Origin of the sequence: Stenotrophomonas sp. 2YAF22, from assembly GCF_052114665.1 — a bacterium.
Lineage (GTDB): Bacteria > Pseudomonadota > Gammaproteobacteria > Xanthomonadales > Xanthomonadaceae > Stenotrophomonas > Stenotrophomonas indicatrix.
The window spans coordinates 1-15,922 of record NZ_JBFRFE010000019.1 but is presented as its reverse complement, the minus strand read 5'-3'; the positions used below and the strand labels follow the sequence as shown (position 1 = coordinate 15,922).

Genomic DNA, 15,922 nt, shown 5'->3' with positions numbered 1-15,922 from the left:
GTGGGCGTGGTGCAGGCCTTGCAGGAGGTGGTGAGCGACTGGACCTTGGCTGGGCTGGATGGCGCGCGTGGGCAGAGTGCGGGGGAACTGCTGGCACGGCTGGAAGATACCGCGGCAGCCACTGCGGCGCTGGCCGGCACGGTCGAACAGGCGATGGCGCAGGTGCTGGCCCGCGCCGAGCGCGGCGACCGGGTGCTGGTATTCGGTTCCTTCCATACCGCCGCCGCTGCGCTGCAATGGCTGCAGGCCCACGCCTGACCGCCGTTCAGCCATTACCGACGCCGTGCGGTCGCGCACCCGTATAATCGACCGCAACGTCCAGCCTGCCGCCTGCCCTACGTGGATACGCCCCTGAAACAGCGTCTGATTGGTGCCATCGTCCTGGTGGCCTTGGCCGTCATTTTCCTGCCGATGCTCGTCAAGGGCCCGGCCCCGGACAGCGGTGTCGCTTCTGTGCCGATCGCCGCGCCCGATGCGCCGGCCGATGGCCAGTTTGAAACCCGTGAACTGCCGCTGGTCGCACCGGCCGGTGGCGCCACCGGGTTGCAGAGTGGCCAGGCCCGTCCCGTCGAGGAGGCCGCCGCCCCGGCGACACCGCCGACCGTGGACACCTCGCCAGCCGTCGCCGCCGGTAATTACGCGGTGACCTTCGGCGCCTACGGCAGCCAGGCCGACGCCGATGCGGTGATCGCCTACCTCAAGCGTTCGCAGCTTCCGGGCTTCATCGAGACCGCATCGATCAACGGTCGCCCGGCCTGGCGCGTGCGCGTTGGGCCGTATGCCGACCGTGCCCAGGCCGAAGCGGCCCGGCTGCAGGCGGTGAAGGTACGTGCCGACGTGAAGGCAGAAGTCATCACGCTCGATGCGAAGCCCTCGACCAGCGCACCGGTGGCAAGCACGCCGACGCCCGCGCCGAGCGCCAGTACTCCCGTCGCGGCGGCCACGCCGTCGGCCACCGGCAACCCGGTGCGCAGTGAAAGCCTGCCGCCGAGTACGCCGACCGCAGCAGCGCCGCCGGCCGCCAAGCCGGAGCCGGCCAAGCCGGTGGCCAAGCCGGAACCGAAGCCCGAGCCCAAGCCGGAAGCGACCGCCAGCAAGCCGGCCACGCCGCCGAGCACGCCGGCCGCACCGGCCGCCAGCGGAGTGGGTTTTGCCGTACAGCTCGGCGCATTCGGCCAGGCCAACGATGCCAACGCCCTGCGCGACAAGGTCCGCGCGGCAGGCTTCAGCGCCTTCGTCGAGCAGGTGCGTACCGAAAAGGGCAGCCTGCACCGTGTCCGTGTCGGGCCGGTCGCCAACCGCGCCGATGCTGAACAGTTGAAGGCGCAGGTCGCCGCCAAGGTCGGCGTGGCCGGCATGGTGCGACCGCACCCATGACCTGTACGCAGCCCCGTTGCCAGCGCCGCCGAAGGAGCGGGGCGCCATGATCGACGTGGTGCTGCTGATCGTGATCGCCGCCTCCACCCTGCTTGGGTTGCTGCGCGGCTTCGTGGGCATCGTCATCGGCACCGTTTCGTGGCTGGTTGCCGCCTGGGCGRCCTTCGCCTTCGGCAATGACGCCGCACGCTGGTGGGCCGCACCGGCTGCGCCCGGCGGCGAGCATTTCATCGGCGGCTACCTCAGCGTCGGCATCGGCGTGATGGTCGTGGTCGCCGTGATCGGCATGGTCATCAAGGCCATCGTCCACCGCAACATGCTGGGCAGTCTGGACCGCCTGCTGGGCGGGGTCCTCGGCGCCGTGCGTGGGGGCCTTATCGCGGCCGTGCTGCTGTTACTGGCCGGCTTCACCCCGCTTACCGCCGAACCCTCTTGGCGCGGCTCGGCGCTGCGCCCGGTGCTGAACCCGGCCGTGGCCTGGATGAACAGCAAGCTGCCGCAGTGGCAGGTGCCGGGCACCGACCTGCTGCCCAAGGCCTTGCCGATGGACGCGCTGTCCCCATCTGCGTTGATGGAGCTGGGCAAGAGCGCCGGCGCCGGAGTGGGCAAGCCGGGGGCGACAGGCGATAATGGCGTACTCGGTCAGATAGTGGCGGGCAACGGATGGCTGCGGCCTGCGAAGGCGGAACAGGGCGAGGCATAYGATCCGGCCGAAGTGCGCCCGGACGCCCCAGCACTACCGGGCAGCATCGAGCCGGACGACCCGGCCAATGTCGACCGCAGACGCGGCGACAACTCTGGCCAGGTACGGCCACCTTCCTTGTAACTGGGCACAGCCCAGCGGAGACCTCGCATCATGTGTGGCATCGTCGGAATCGTCGGCAACCAGAACGTCGCCGGGCAGTTGTATGACGGCTTGACCGTCCTCCAGCATCGCGGCCAGGACGCGGCGGGCATCGCCACCGTCAACGGCAGCCGCCTGCGGGTGCAGAAGGCCACCGGCCTGGTCCGCGATGTCTTCGATGCACGCACCATGTCCACCCTGGAAGGCAGCGTCGGCATCGCCCACGTGCRCTATCCGACCGCCGGTTCGGAGGGCATGGACGAGGCGCAGCCGTTCTACGTCAATTCGCCGTACGGCATCGCGCTGGCCCACAACGGCAACCTGATCAACACCGAGGACCTGCGCCAGCAGGTGTTCGAGCAGGACCGCCGCAACGTCAATACCGATTCGGACAGCGAAGTGCTGTTGAACGTGTTCGCCTACGAACTGGAACAGCAGCGCCAGCTCAGCCCGGAAGCCGCCATCCGCGCGGTTGCCGGCGTGCACCGCCGCTGCAAGGGCGGCTATGCGGTGGTCAGCGTGGTGCTGGGCCTGGGCCTGGTCGCTTTCCGCGATCCGCACGGCATCCGCCCGCTGGTGCTGGGCAAGCGCAGCCATGCCGAGGGTGACGAATACATCGTTGCCTCCGAGTCGGCCGCGCTGGACGTGCTGGGCTTCCAGCGCGTGCGTGACGTGCAGCCGGGCGAAGCGCTGGTGATCACCGCGCGCGGCGAGCTGTTCTCGGAAATCTGCGCCGAGCCGGCCGAACACACTCCGTGCATCTTCGAGTACGTGTATTTCGCACGCCCCGATTCGATGATCGACAACGTGTCGGTGCACAAGGCGCGCATGCGCATGGGCATCAAGCTGGGCGAGAAGATCCTGCGCCTGCGCCCGGACCATGACATCGACACCATCATCCCGATCCCGGATACCTCGCGCGACGCCGCGCTGGAGATCTCCAACGTGCTCGGGGTGAAGTACCGCGAAGGCTTCATCAAGAACCGTTACATCGGCCGCACGTTCATCATGCCGGGCCAGGGCGAACGGGTGAAGTCGGTGCGCCGCAAGCTCAACCCGATCCACCTGGAATTCCGCAACCGCGTGGTGCTGCTGGTGGACGACTCGATCGTGCGCGGCACCACCAGCCAGCAGATCGTGCAGATGGCGCGTGACGCCGGCGCACGCAAGGTCTACCTGGCCAGCGCCGCGCCGCCGGTGCGTTACCCGAACATCTACGGCATCGACATGCCGGCCGCTGAAGAGCTGGTCGCGCACAACCGCAGCATCGAGGAAATCGAAGCGCACCTGGGCTGCGACTGGCTGATCTACCAGGACATCGAAGACATGGAAGCGGCGGTGAGCGAAGGCAATCCGGCGCTGCGCAACTTCGATTCCTCGTGCTTCAACGGCCATTACCCGACGGGCATCGAGCCGGGCTACTTCGAGCGCATCCAGCAGCTGCGTTCGGACGACGCCAAGCACAAGCGCCGCGCCTGAGGTCCAGGCGGTGATCGACGTGCCTGACGTTGGCGGCAATCTGCTGCGCGCCGCGCAGCAGTGCCTGGCCGAAGCCGATCCGCTGCGCAAGGTTGCACTGACCCAGGCCTACGCCAGCGCGTTCCGCGCCGGCCGCTTGAAGGTGCCGGCAGATGCGCCGGAAGCCGACCCGATCCGCATGCCGGGTCGGCCGCTGCGGTTGGTGATGGTGCATCCACGCGAAGTGCCCCGGCGTGGATTGGGCGGGGTGGAAGGACGTGCGGCGTTCATCCATGCCATTGCCCATATCGAGCTCAATGCGATCGACCTGGCCTGGGACGCGGTGTATCGCTTCCGCGGTCTGCCGGCGGCGTTCCATGCCGACTGGGTGAGCTGCGCCGACGACGAATCGCGCCACTTCATGCTGCTGCGTGAACGCCTGCTGGCACACGGCCATGAGTACGCCGATTTCCCTGCGCACAACGGCCTGTGGGAAATGTGCGAGAAGACCGCACACGACGGCCTGGCGCGCATGGCGCTGGTGCCGCGCGTGCTGGAAGCGCGCGGGCTGGACGTGACCCCGGGCATGATCGACAAGCTGCGCAACGTCGGCGATGGCGAAACCGCCGACGTGCTGGAGGTGATCCTGCGCGAGGAGGTTGCACATGTTGCTGCCGGTTCGCGCTGGTTCCGCTGGTACTGCGAGCGCGCCGGCGTCGAGCCACGAGCGCGTTTCAAGGAACTGCTGGTCGAGTATGCCGGTGGCTACCTGCACGGGCCGTTCAATATCGAGGCCCGCCTGCTGGCCGGGTTCGATGCGGATGAGCTCGCCAACCTGGTCGAACAGGCGGGTTGACCGGCGTCGGCCGGTCCACATCCACGCCATACGGGTGGCCAGTAGATCCACGCCATGCGTGGATGACGTTCACCCGTTCACCCGTTCACCCGTTCACCCGTTCGGCAACACCACGCGTCTGCCATCCACCGTCGGCCGGTTGATGTAGAACAGCCCCGGCCCGGGGCGATACGGCAGCTCGCTGACACCGGCGTCGGCGGTGTAGGTCAGGGCGGTATCGCCCAGCGCATCGAAATTCCAGTGGGCGGACTGCATCAGGTAACGGCGGCGCAGCAACGCTTCCTGCGTCGGGGTCAACGGCTGGCCGGCAATCAGGCGGCGCGCGACCGGCTGCAGCGCGCTGGGCAGTTCCCAACCCGCCACCTCGGCGGCGTCTGCGGTCCAGGTCACGCCGGCAGCGATGGCGTGCTTCTGCATCACCTGCAGCGCCACCAGCTGGTAGCGCCAATCGATGCGCCGGTGCAGCACCACCGCAGCGGTGACGTACAGCACCGGCGACATCAGCACGCTGCGGCTGCCCGCGCGTCGCTGCTGCTGCCACTGGTGCCAGACATCGACCCACACTTCCTTCGGGTTCAACCCCAGCTGCTGCCGCCAGCGTTCGGCGTCGGCCTGTGCTTCAGCGTATGCGGTGGTCGACTGCAGCAGCGCCAGTGGCGGTGTCTGGTAGTCCTCCACGCCGGGCCGGCGCAGCTGCTGCCGCCGCGGCCGGCTGAGCAGCTTGGGCCCTTCTTCCACCTGGTCGTAGCCACCACCGATGTTGGCGTGCACGCCGGGTAGTGCGATTTCGCGATGTGCTGGTGCCACCGTGGTCAGCGCATAGTGCTGGCGATGCTCATCGCGCGCACTGAGCTGCAGCACGGCCTCGGCGATGCCCGCGGGCAGGGCGATACGGGGGTGTTCGTCGGCGCGGCCGCCGTTGACGGCGACCACCGTGTCGAACAGGCCGATGAAGCGCAGTACCGGCCGTGGCAGGGCGAAATCGGCGCTGCATGAAAGCCCCGCCTGCTGCAGCAGCTGCCGCCAGCGCGCGCCGTCCCATCCGCGCAGATGGTTGGCCACATCACGCGCGGAGGCCGCGCCGCGCGAGTAGCCGAACAGATCCAGCTGCACGCTGTGCAGGGGCGCGCGCCACTGCGTCGCAAGAGCCGACAGTGCCGCCGGCAGCAGCACCTGCAACGCACGCTGCACCTTCGCCTGCACGCCACTGGCGCCGATACCGAAGGCCAGGCCGATCAGATCGTCCTCGGCATCATCGCGGGTGCCGACGCCTTCCACGTAGATCGCCAGCGAAGGTGTACTGCCGGGCGTGCGCCGGCTGTCCGGATACAACTGGTGCAGGCGCGCGATGTTGGTGGTGCCGTTGTCGTAGCTGCTGGTCAGCCGGCTCTGGTAGGTCGAATCGTCATCGGCGCGGAGCAGGGCAGGGCGCGGTCGTGGTACCTGCCGGTGACCCTGCGCCAGGTTGTGCGCGTTGTTGCGGGTGCCGTCGAAGAACAGGCCGATCCGCAGCAGGCCCGGATCAGCCGTCGTGTCACCGCTGTGCTGCGCTGGCGCCATGTGCATCCCCTGTCGTGGCCACGTCACGGTAGCGCGAAAGCCGTGTGTTGGCGAAGTGTACTGACGCTTTTGACCTGACTGAACGCAGATGCGGTCGATCACAGATCGCGATTTCCATTCCTCTCGTCTATTGAATTCACACGCCCTGCGCAGGCCTGATGGCCGGACCCGGCACCCCGGGTCGTGCTGCATCAACGCTGTCCACTTCACTTCAAGGAGCGACAAGATGATGTCCAGATCGATAGGTAAAGCGACAGGTGGTCTGTTGTTGGGATTGTCGGTAGCGGCGGCCGCCCATGCGGCGCCGCTGTTCGAGCCGGTCACCGTGCTCAGCCGTGCATCGGCCACCAGCGAGCCGGCATTGGGGCGATTGCTGGCCACCCCGTCCACCGCCGCCGTACAGGAAGTGCGTGTCGATGCTGCCGCCACCGCGCAGCCGCAGCTGGAATTCGAGCTGCTCGGGCAGAAGGTGCAGGCCGTACGCAGCAAGGTCGAGGCGCTGCCCGATGGTGGCAGCATCTGGTATGGCCAGTTGCGCGCGCCGTCCGATCGCCTGCAGGCGGCCACGTCCAATGGCCAGGACGATCCGGGCAATTCGCTGATCCTGGTGCGCTCGGGCAATACCCTCACCGGCTCGATCCGCAAGGACGGAAAACTCTATCGTCTGCGTCCGCTGGGCAATCGCCACGTGCTGGTCGAGGTGGATGAATCGCGGATGCCGGCCGATCATCCGGCCGACTACAACCAGTTGCCGAAGATCGCCATGCCTGCCAATGATCGCCTCGGCACTGCGCAGGCCTCCTCAGGCAGCCCGGCGACCATCCGCGTGCTGGTGGTGGCAACCAATGCTGCAGTGACCGCCTACGGTGGCAACATGCAGTCGCTGGTGCAGTTGGCGGTTGCCGAATCCAACCAGGGTTACACCAACAGCAACGTAGGCCTCACCCTGCAGCTGGCCGGTTATGAAACCACCAACTACACCGAGTCCGGCAATTTCACCACCGACCTGTCGCGCTTCCGTGGCACCAGCGACGGCTACATGGACAGCATCCACACCAGCCGCAACAACACCGCCGCCGACGTCGGCGTACTGCTGATCAACAACACCAGTTACTGCGGACTGGCGTCGGGCATCGGTTCCACCGCATCGACCGCGTTTGCTGCGGTGTACTGGGATTGCGCCACCGGCTACTACTCGTTCGCCCATGAAATCGGCCACCTGCAGAGCGCACGGCACGACATCGCCAGTGATCCGAGCACGTCGCCGTATGCCTATGGCCATGGCTATCGTTATGAGCCGGCCAGCGGATCGCGCTGGCGCACGATCATGGCCTATGACTGCTCGGCCGGCTGCCCGCGGCTGAACTACTGGTCCAATCCGAACATCAGCTACAACGGCGTGCCGATGGGCATCGCCAGCAGTGCCGACAACCAGCGCGTGCTGGTCAATACAAAGGCCACCATCGCGGCCTTCCGCTGAGTCCAGGCGCCGACCAGGGTCGGCGTCTACCAGGGCGCGTGCACCTGCTCTGGTAGATGCCAACCTTGGTTGGCATCCTGCGATCCATCATGCGCGGCTGAGCGCATCCAGGGTCCAGCCGTTGGCATCCACGCGCAGCACCGAACCCTGTTCGTACCAGTCCCCCAGCACGATGCGGGTGCAGCTGCGTCCGCCGGCCTGCAGGGTGTGGATCGCCGGGCGATGGGTGTGGCCATGGATCATCGTGTCCACGCCGTGGCGCACGTAAGTGGCTTCCACTTCGGCCGGGGCTACGTCGGTGACGGTTTCGAACTGTGCACGATCGCCCTGCTTCATTTCCGACTGGCGCGCCTGGCTGGCATCACGCGCCTTCTGCGCGAAGGCGATACGCGCTTCCAGCGGCTGCGACAGGAACTGCGCCTGGAAGACCGGGTCGCGGGTCTGGGCGCGGAACTGCTGGTAGGGGATGTCATCGGTGCACAGCAGGTCACCGTGCTGCAGCAGCACCGGGCGACCATACAACTCGATCATGCATGGGTCCGGCAGGATGCGCAGGCCTGCGCGGCGGGCATAGTCTTCGCCCAGCAGGAAGTCACGGTTGCCGCGGATGAAGAAGACCGGCACGCCGCTGTCGGACAGTACCTTCAGCGCCTCGGCCACCGCGTCGGCTGCGGCCGAGGGGGTGTCATCGCCGATCCAGGCTTCGAACAGATCGCCGAGGATGTACAGCGCATCGGCGCCAGGCGCTTCCTCGCGCAGGAAGCGCAGGAACAGGTCGGTGATGGCCGGACGGCTGGGGTCCAGGTGCAGATCGGAGATGAACAGCGTGGTCATGACGATATTCTAGGGCATCGCTCCGCCGGCAGCGCAGGACTCTGCCCGGCCGCAGGGCCTCACACCGGCAGCGGCAACCAGGCCAGGCTCGCCGAGGCCAGCAGCGCAGCGATGCCGGTGGCAGCCAGAACGTCGCTCGGATAGTGCAGGCCCAGTACTACGCGCGACAGGCCCACGCCGAAGGTGAATGGCACCAGCAGCGGTGCCAGCCAAGGGTAGTAGGCCAGCGCGACGATGGTGAACGACACCGCATGCAGGGTATGCCCGGACGGGAAACTGAACTCATCCAGCGGCGCCACCCAGGCACGGATACGCAGGTCGGCCGCGTACGGCCGTGGCCGCCGGGTCCAGCGTTTCAGGCCCTTGTACAGCAGCAGCGCGGCCAGGCCGGTGGCGGCCATGTGCACTGATGCGCGCAGGCCGTCGAAGCCATCGATGAGCACCAGCGCGCCCATCAACATGTACCAGAACACGCCATCGCCGAGTCGGCTGATGATCGAGAAGACGCGCCGCACGCGACGACGTCGGCAGTAGTGGTTGGCGCGGCGGCACAACCGGGCTTCGCGGCCGGCCAGCAGTTCAAGCGGCGTGGTGCGCATGTCCGCTCCTCCGCGCGCTGGCCAGTTCCGCCAGCAGGTTTTCGAACTCCGCCACCACCTGCTGCGGGTGCAGCCGCTTCATCGCCCGTGCCGCGTTGCCACCCAACTCGCGGCGCTGGGCATCATCGGCAGCCAGTTGAACCGCTGCCTGCACGAACTGCTCGTCGTCATCCACTGCAGCACCGTTCTCGCCGTTGCGCAGGTACTCGCGAGCCGCGCCGTAGTCGAAAGCGACCGTGGCCAGACCGCTTGCCATGCTTTCCAGGGTCACGTTGCCGAAGGTCTCGCTGCGGCTGGGGAACAGGAACAGGTCGCCACTGGCGAAATGGCGGGCCAGGGCATCGCCACGCTGGATGCCACAGAAGATGAAATCGGGATTCTCATGCGCCAGCTTCTCGCGCGCCGGACCATCACCGACCCAGATGAAACGCGCTTTCGGGCGCACCTGCTGCAGCTTGCGGAAAGCCTTCACCGCCAGGCCGAGGTTCTTTTCGGCGGCGATGCGGCCAACGTAGATCGCCGCCAGGCCCGTGCCATCGATACCCCATTCCTCGCGCAGCGCCGGGTCGCGGCGCGAGGGGTCGAACTGCTGGCTGTCGACCGCGCGAGCGAGCAGGCGCACACGCTCGAAGCCCTGCTCGGTCAGGAACTCCTGCAGTTCGCGGGTCGGCACCAAGGTCGCATCGGCCTGGTTGTGGAAGCGGCGCATCCAGCGCATTGCCGCCGACTGCAGCCACGCCACGCCATAGTCGGGCAGGTATTCGTCGAAGCGGGTGTGGAATCCGGTAGCCACCGGAATGCCGAGGCGGCGTGCGGTTCGCAGCGCTGACCAGCCCAGTGGGCCCTCGGTCGCCACGTAGATCGCATCCGGGCGCTGCTGCCGCCAGTGCCTGCCAAGCCGGATCGGTGCCGGCAGACCGAAGCGCAGGCCGGGATAGCGTGGCAAGGCCGCGCCCGGTACCAGCAGGGTCCCCGGTGCCGCCTCCAGCGCTTCGCTGGCCTGTCGTGGACGGATCAGGTCGACCTCATGGCCGGCGGCGCGCAATCCCTGCTCCAGGCCCTGCACGGTCAGTGCGACGCCGTTGATCTCCGGCGGGTAGGTTTCGGTGACGATGGCATAGCGCATGGCGGGCCTCCGGTTTTACGCATGCTCGGGCCTGGCGATGTAGCCGACATGACCGCTTTGCGACAACGCGATGACGGTCGAGCAAGACGGTGCCTGCCCAGTTCAGGAGCACAAACAAACCACGGCCCCGAAGGGCCGTGGTCGTGGTGTTGCGCCAGCGCGTGGATCAGAAGCGCTGCTGGTACTTCATGTAGACGAAGCGACCGATGTCGAAGCCACCGTAGTAGGAGAAGTTGGAACTGGGCTGGCTGTACAGGATCGGGCCCTGGCGGGCGAACACATTGTTGGCGCCGATCGAAACGGTGGCACTCCACGGCAGGTTGTAACGCGCCTGTACGTCATGGAACGTGACCGAACCGCGTCGGTTGTAGTCGCGGCTGCCGCTGTACCAGGGCGCGCGCTGGTCCGGGTGGGAACATTCATCCGGATGGTCCCTTGCGTCCAGGCAGCGTTCCTTGACTGCGGAGAAGTAGCGCAGGCTCCAGCTGAGGCCGACGTTGCCCTGTTCCCACCCCAATGACGCGTTGGAGCGGACCCGGAAACCAATGCCTCCGTTGGTGGCGATGCCATTGCTGGGAATCGGCGGCACATCCGCCTCGTTGGTGGTCCGTTCCTCGGCGGCAACCACATAGGTGGTCTTCCAATCGGCGCGCAGCGTGCCCCAGCGGGTTTCGATCCGATGGCCGATTTCCAGGTCATAGCCTTCGGCCTGGCGGAAGCCGCTGTTGCGGTTGCCATAGTTGAGCTTGTCGACGATGCCCAGTTCCGGGTCACGGGTGAAACCGTCGCAACGTTCGGCGATGCCCAACTCGTAGCAGTCGCGAAGGATGTTGTTGGGGTGGTCTGCGACGATGGTGTTGTCGATGCGGATCTTCCACCAGTCCAGCGCGATGTTCAGCCCTTCGGCGAACATCGGGCTCCAGACCAGGCCCAGTGTGCGGCTGGTCGAGGTCTCCGGCTCCAGGTCGGGGTTGGAGCCGTTGGTGAAGGCCCGCGGCGTCTGCCCGCTGCTGCCGGTGATCGGCTCGTTGCCCTGGCCGAGCTGGCGGTAGCTGTCAGCGTTGGCGATGTCGGCGGCGCAGCGTGCACGCACCTCCGGGCTGCTGGCCGCAGCACCGTAGACGGTGTCGCAGGGATCACGGAAGCCGGTGGTGAAGGTCTCAGAACCACCGCCATACAGATTGGAGATGGTCGGCGCGCGGAACCCTTGGGCCCAGGTGCCGCGGACCAGCAGCTGGTCGATCGGCTTCCAGGTGAAGCCGAACTTGCTGTTGAGGGTGCCGCCGAAGGTGGTGTAGTCCGAGTATCGGGTAGCGGCGCTCAGGCTCAGCTCACGCGCACCGGCCAGGTCGCGAAGCACCGGCACGCTCAGCTCCAGGTAGGCCTCGTCTACACGGTAGCCACCGCCGGTGGGGCCTGCAGCCAGGTTGGTGGTGGCACCGGTCTGTGCCAGCGCATCGGGGATGAAGCGGCCATCCTCGCGGCGGCTCTCCGCACCCACCGCGAAGCCCAGTTCGCCGGCCGGCAGCGTGGCGAGACTGCCGCTGAGGCTGGCGAACAGGTTGCGGGTTGTGGTGCGGCCGCGGCTGAGTTCCTCGGGGAACAACCAGTCCTGCAGTTCCGGGTTGCCGGTCAGGCCATAGGGATCATCCTGGCCATAGGGCACCAGCGGGTTCCAGGGCCTGCACCCGCTGATCGGCGCCTCCGGTGTACCGCACTCGACCTTGCCGGTTGCCGGATTGTAGAAGGACGGCCCGGTGGCATCGGCGACGCGTTGCTTGTGCAGGTTGCCGGTGGCGCGTTGGATCAGTTCGCTGCGGTTGTACTGGTAGCCGGCTTCCCAGTCGAAATCGCGACCGCCGAAGGCGAAGCTGCCCTCGAACGCCGCCACGCCCTGCCAGGAGGTCAGTTCGCTGGTACTGACCCGCGGAATCTCCCAGGTACGGCGGTTCCAGTCCACGTCGCTGGGCGTTTCGTAGCCGTGATGGCTGCCGAACGGGTTGAACCAGCTGTCGACGGACATCGGCGTGATGCCGGCTGCGCCGGACTGGAACGGGTAGCCGGCCACCTGACGCTTCGTGGTGCGTTGGTTGTAGGCCAGTTGGGTGTTGAAGCGGACCTGGTCGTTCAGATCCACGCGGGCGTCAACGAAGATCGAGTCGCGCTTGATCGGTGTCTGCAGGTGCATCTGTTCGTTGCTGTTGCTGACATCACCGGTGAACGGCGTGTTGTCGCTGAGATGGAAGCTGTCCGGACCTCCCGGCTGGCTGCCACGGTCGAGCGAATAGCTGCAGCCGCGGCTGTTGCTGCAGCCCGGACCGTTGAAGCCGGTAATGCGGCCCCACTGGCCGACCGTGGTCCAACCATCGTCCGGATGACGATCGGTATAGGTGTAGGCACTGAAGCCCCGGTCCTTCGCCCACACGCCCTTTTCTTCGACATGCTCGGCGGCGAGGCTGATCGAGGCGCGTTCATTCGACCAGCCTGCAACCACGTCGTACTGGGTGCGGGCGCCATCGCCTTCGCTGAACTGGCCATGGTAGACGCTGGCGGTCACGCCCTCGACGTTGCGGCGGGTGATGATGTTGACCACGCCGGCCATGGCGTCGGAACCGTAGATGGCCGATGCGCCATCCTTCAGAACTTCCATGCGCTCCACGGCAGCGGCAGGAATGCTGGAGATGTCCTGGTAACCACTGGTCGTCATGCCCAGGCGTTTGCCATTGATCAGCACCAGCGTGCGCTGTGCACCCAGGCCGCGCATGTCCACGTAACTGCCACCGGCGGTTTCGCCAGCACTTAGGGGGCTGGCACGGCTCAGTGCCGGGCTGCCGGTTGCGGTCAGGTTCTGCAGGATGTCGGCGACGGAATTGAAGCCTTGCCGCTCGATGTCAGCGCGGCTGATGGTCAGCACGGGCTGTGCGGTTTCCAGATCGACCTGGCGGATGCGCGAGCCAGTGATCTCGATGCGGTCCAGGGTGGTGGCTTCAACGGAATGCTGGGCGAATGCGGGGACGGCCAACGCAGTGGTGGCGGTCATCGCAAGCACTCGGCGGATCGCCAACCCAAGTTCGGGAATACGGATGGTCATGGGTCTCTCTCTCTTCCAATTCATCGGTGCGCGGCCAAGCAGGGCGGCGCCAGTTCCACCGCGGGCGGTGGACGTTCAAACCTAGTGAAGGCCCGCAGGGAGAAGTAGAGGAAAGCGACGAAAGCGCCCGGATCGGTGATGACGCTTTTGTACAAAGCGGAATCGAATCAATCGATTGCCAGGTCATTTTGTGTTCCGGCTGAAGGTATGCCCGGGATGGCGTGCTGGATTGGAAGCGTCAACAGCGATGTAGATGGCGACAACCTGCGCGGGCACAAAAAAACCACGGCCCCGAAGGGCCGTGGTCATGGTGTTACGCCAGCGCGTGGATCAGAAGCGCTGGGTGTACTTCATGTAGATGAAACGACCGATGTCATAGCCGCCGTAATACGAGAAGACCGAGCGCGGCTTGGTGTACATGACCGGGCCCTGCTTGTCGAACACGTTGTTGGCGCCGACTGAAACGGTGGCATCCCACGGCAGGTTGTAGCGGAACTGGACGTCGTGGAAAGTGACCGAACCACGTTCGTTGTAATTGCGCGTGCCCTTGTACCAGGGGGCGCCAACGTTCAGGTCCGAGCACTCATCGGCGTACTTGCCCGGGTTGACGCACTGTTCCTTGACGCTGGAATAGTAGCGCGCGGTCCAGCTGACGCCGAAGTTCTCCAGGTCCCAGCCCACGGTCAGGTTCGAACGCACGCGGAAGCCGATGCCGGTGTTGGTGGCGATGCCGTTGTTGACGGTCGGCACGATCGAGCTGTCGTTGGACGAGCGGAAGACGTCCTTGGCCACGTAGGTGGTCGACCAAGAGGTGCTCAGCTTGCCGTAGTCGGTATCCAGGCGGTACGTCAGGTCCATGTCGTAACCTTCCGTTTCCATGAAGCCGGCATTGCGGTTGCCGAACTTCAGGCCGGTGACGATGCCGGTGGTCGCGTTGCGGGTGAAGCGCGCGCAACGGTCGGCCAGGCCCTGCTCATAGCAGTCGATCAGGATCTGGTTCGGGCTGTCGTCGACGATGGTGTCGTCGATGCGGATCTTCCACCAGTCCAGCGAAACGTTGAAGTTGCTGATGAAGGTCGGGCTCCAGACCACGCCCAGGGTACGGCTGGTCGAGGTTTCCGGCTTCAGGTCCGGGTTCGAGCCGGAGGTGAATGGCGTCGGCGTGGCGGCGACGGAGCCTTCGGTCGGCTGGTTGCGGTTGTCCAGCTGGCGGAAGTTGGCAACGTCGGCGATGTCGCGTGCACAGCGGGCACGCACTTCGGCGCTGCTGCGGGCCGAGCCGTACTTGCTGTCACACGGGTCGGAGAAGTTGGCGAAGGTTTCCGAACCACCGCCGTACAGATCGGAAATGGTCGGAGCGCGGAAGCCCTGGGCCCAGGTACCACGCACCAGCAGCTGGTCGATCGGCTTCCACTTGAAGCCGAACTTGCTGTTGAGCGTATTGCCGAAGGTGTTGTAGTCCGAGAAGCGGGTCGCCGCGTTCAAGCTCAGCTCACGCGCACCCGGCAGGTCGGCCAGCACCGGCACGTTCAACTCCAGGTAGGCTTCCTTCACCTTGTACGAGCCACCGGTCGGGCCAGCGGCCAGGTTGGTGGTGGCACCGGTCTGCGCCAGCGGGTCCGGTACGAACTTGCCGGTTTCCTCGCGGTTCTCGACGCCGAAGGCGAAGCCCAGGTCGCCGGCCGGCAGGGTGAACAGGCTGCCGCTGATGGTGGCGAAGGCGTTCTTCGAGGTCGTGCGGCCGGTCGCGTTCTCCGGCGGGAACAGCCAGTCCTGCAGGGCTTGGTTGTTGGTCATGCCATACGGGCTTTCCACGCCATAAGGAACCAGCGGATTCCAAGGCATGCAGTTGGCGATCGGCGCACCCGGTGCACCGCACTCGACCTTGCCCGTTGCCGGGTTCAGGTAGGACTTGCCGGTAGCCTGTTCGACGCGACCCTTGTGCAGGTTGCCGAAGGTGCTCTGGCGCAGCTCGTTCTTGTTGTACTGGTAGCCCACTTCCCAATCGAAGTAGCGCTCACCGATGTCGAACGAACCGTCGAACGCGGCCACGGCGCGGTAGGTCTTCAGCTCGCTGGTGCTGGTGCGCGGCACCTCCCACAGGCGGCGGTTCCAGCTCACATCGGTAGGCTTGGCATAGCCATGCTGGTTGCCGAACGGGTTGAAGTAGCTGTCAACCGACATGCCCTTGATCTTGGCGGTGGCGGTGTCGAACGGATAGCCGGCAGTGACGCGGGTCGAGGAGCGCTTGTTGTAGCCCAGCTCGGCCTTGAAGCGGATGTTGTCGGTGATGTTGGCCGTGCCCGAGAAGTACAGCGAATCACGCTTGATCGGGTAGCTCAGGTGCATCTGTTCATTGGTGTTGCTGACGTCACCGGTGAACGCGGTCGGATCGGTGAAGTGGTAGTTCGCCGGGTTCGTCGGGTCACTGCCGCGGTTGAGCGCGTAGTCGCAACCGGCTGCCTTGGTGCAGCCCGGGCCGCCCTTCACGCCGTAGAACTGGCCCCACTGGCTGTTGGTGGTCCAGCCATCGGTCGGGTGGCGGTCGGTGTTGCCGTAACGGCTGAAGCCGCGGTCACGTGCCCACACGGCTTTTTCTTCCGAGTGTTCGGCGGCGAAGGTGGCCGAGAAGCGGTCATTGGACCAGCCGGCAACCACGTCGACGCGATCACGGGCGCCGTCGCCCTCGCTGTACTG

General features: G+C 66.2%; 11 protein-coding genes and 1 pseudogene. 6 read left to right on the top strand and 6 right to left on the bottom strand.

Translation table 11 applies throughout. From position 1 onward, the window contains the following. The 5 genes and pseudogenes from AB4Y84_RS01765 to AB4Y84_RS01745 all read left to right on the top strand — a co-directional run. Positions 1-258 (top strand): annotated as a pseudogene (locus AB4Y84_RS01765) (bifunctional folylpolyglutamate synthase/dihydrofolate synthase); the annotation flags it as partial. 81 nt (positions 259-339) lie between these two features. Beyond that, positions 340-1,377, top strand: a complete 1,038-nt coding sequence (locus AB4Y84_RS01760; RefSeq protein WP_127564804.1) for an SPOR domain-containing protein — start codon at positions 340-342, stop codon at positions 1,375-1,377. A gap of 46 nt (positions 1,378-1,423) precedes the next feature. After that, entirely contained in the window at positions 1,424-2,203 is a 780-nt protein-coding gene (locus tag AB4Y84_RS01755) for a CvpA family protein (protein ID WP_442249702.1), read from the top strand. A gap of 30 nt (positions 2,204-2,233) precedes the next feature. After that, positions 2,234-3,700, top strand: a complete 1,467-nt coding sequence (gene purF / locus AB4Y84_RS01750) for an amidophosphoribosyltransferase (protein WP_442249701.1) — start codon at positions 2,234-2,236, stop codon at positions 3,698-3,700. A 10-nt stretch (positions 3,701-3,710) separates the two neighbouring features. Next, positions 3,711-4,535: a ferritin-like domain-containing protein gene (locus AB4Y84_RS01745; RefSeq protein WP_442244802.1), complete on the top strand. Its 825-nt coding sequence runs from the start codon at positions 3,711-3,713 to the stop codon at positions 4,533-4,535. A gap of 93 nt (positions 4,536-4,628) precedes the next feature. Here AB4Y84_RS01745 and AB4Y84_RS01740 read toward each other — a convergent pair whose 3' ends face one another. Next, a complete protein-coding gene (locus AB4Y84_RS01740) occupies positions 4,629-6,095 on the bottom strand; it encodes a DUF2235 domain-containing protein (protein ID WP_312109287.1) in 1,467 nt (488 codons plus the stop codon). 226 nt (positions 6,096-6,321) lie between these two features. On the opposite strand from AB4Y84_RS01740, the gene AB4Y84_RS01735 reads away from it, so the two are divergent. Further along, positions 6,322-7,575, top strand: coding sequence for a zinc-dependent metalloprotease (locus AB4Y84_RS01735; RefSeq protein WP_025878107.1), 1,254 nt, complete (start codon positions 6,322-6,324; stop codon positions 7,573-7,575). 87 nt (positions 7,576-7,662) lie between these two features. On the opposite strand, the gene lpxH is transcribed toward AB4Y84_RS01735, so the two are convergent. From lpxH to AB4Y84_RS01710, 5 genes are all read right to left on the bottom strand, one after another. After that, the gene (lpxH, locus tag AB4Y84_RS01730; RefSeq protein WP_394195934.1) at positions 7,663-8,409 is read right to left on the bottom strand and encodes a UDP-2,3-diacylglucosamine diphosphatase; all 747 of its coding nucleotides are present in this window, start codon (positions 8,407-8,409) and stop codon (positions 7,663-7,665) included. A gap of 59 nt (positions 8,410-8,468) precedes the next feature. Beyond that, positions 8,469-9,008, bottom strand: coding sequence for a phosphatase PAP2 family protein (locus tag AB4Y84_RS01725; protein WP_180163719.1), 540 nt, complete (start codon positions 9,006-9,008; stop codon positions 8,469-8,471). Beyond that, positions 8,989-10,134, bottom strand: coding sequence for a glycosyltransferase family 4 protein (locus tag AB4Y84_RS01720; protein WP_442244800.1), 1,146 nt, complete (start codon positions 10,132-10,134; stop codon positions 8,989-8,991). The genes AB4Y84_RS01725 and AB4Y84_RS01720 overlap by 20 nt, the downstream gene beginning before the upstream one ends. Positions 10,135-10,300: 166 nt before the next feature. Next, positions 10,301-13,225 (bottom strand): TonB-dependent receptor domain-containing protein, encoded by a 2,925-nt coding sequence (locus AB4Y84_RS01715; protein WP_312785684.1) that lies wholly within the window; start codon positions 13,223-13,225, stop codon positions 10,301-10,303. A 330-nt stretch (positions 13,226-13,555) separates the two neighbouring features. Then, on the bottom strand, positions 13,556-15,922 hold a 2,367-nt coding region (locus AB4Y84_RS01710; RefSeq protein WP_442249700.1), incomplete at its 5' end, for a TonB-dependent receptor domain-containing protein.

What these genes read in the sequence shown, in the direction of transcription:
- AB4Y84_RS01715 (WP_312785684.1), bottom strand. Translation starts at nt 13,225, where the DNA reads ATGACCATCCGTATTCCCGAACTTGGGTTGGCGATCCGCCGAGTGCTT.
- lpxH (WP_394195934.1), bottom strand. Translation starts at nt 8,409, where the DNA reads ATGACCACGCTGTTCATCTCCGATCTGCACCTGGACCCCAGCCGTCCG.
- AB4Y84_RS01720 (WP_442244800.1), bottom strand. Translation starts at nt 10,134, where the DNA reads ATGCGCTATGCCATCGTCACCGAAACCTACCCGCCGGAGATCAACGGC.
- AB4Y84_RS01740 (WP_312109287.1), bottom strand. Translation starts at nt 6,095, where the DNA reads ATGGCGCCAGCGCAGCACAGCGGTGACACGACGGCTGATCCGGGCCTG.
- AB4Y84_RS01735 (WP_025878107.1), top strand. Translation starts at nt 6,322, where the DNA reads ATGATGTCCAGATCGATAGGTAAAGCGACAGGTGGTCTGTTGTTGGGA.
- AB4Y84_RS01725 (WP_180163719.1), bottom strand. Translation starts at nt 9,008, where the DNA reads ATGCGCACCACGCCGCTTGAACTGCTGGCCGGCCGCGAAGCCCGGTTG.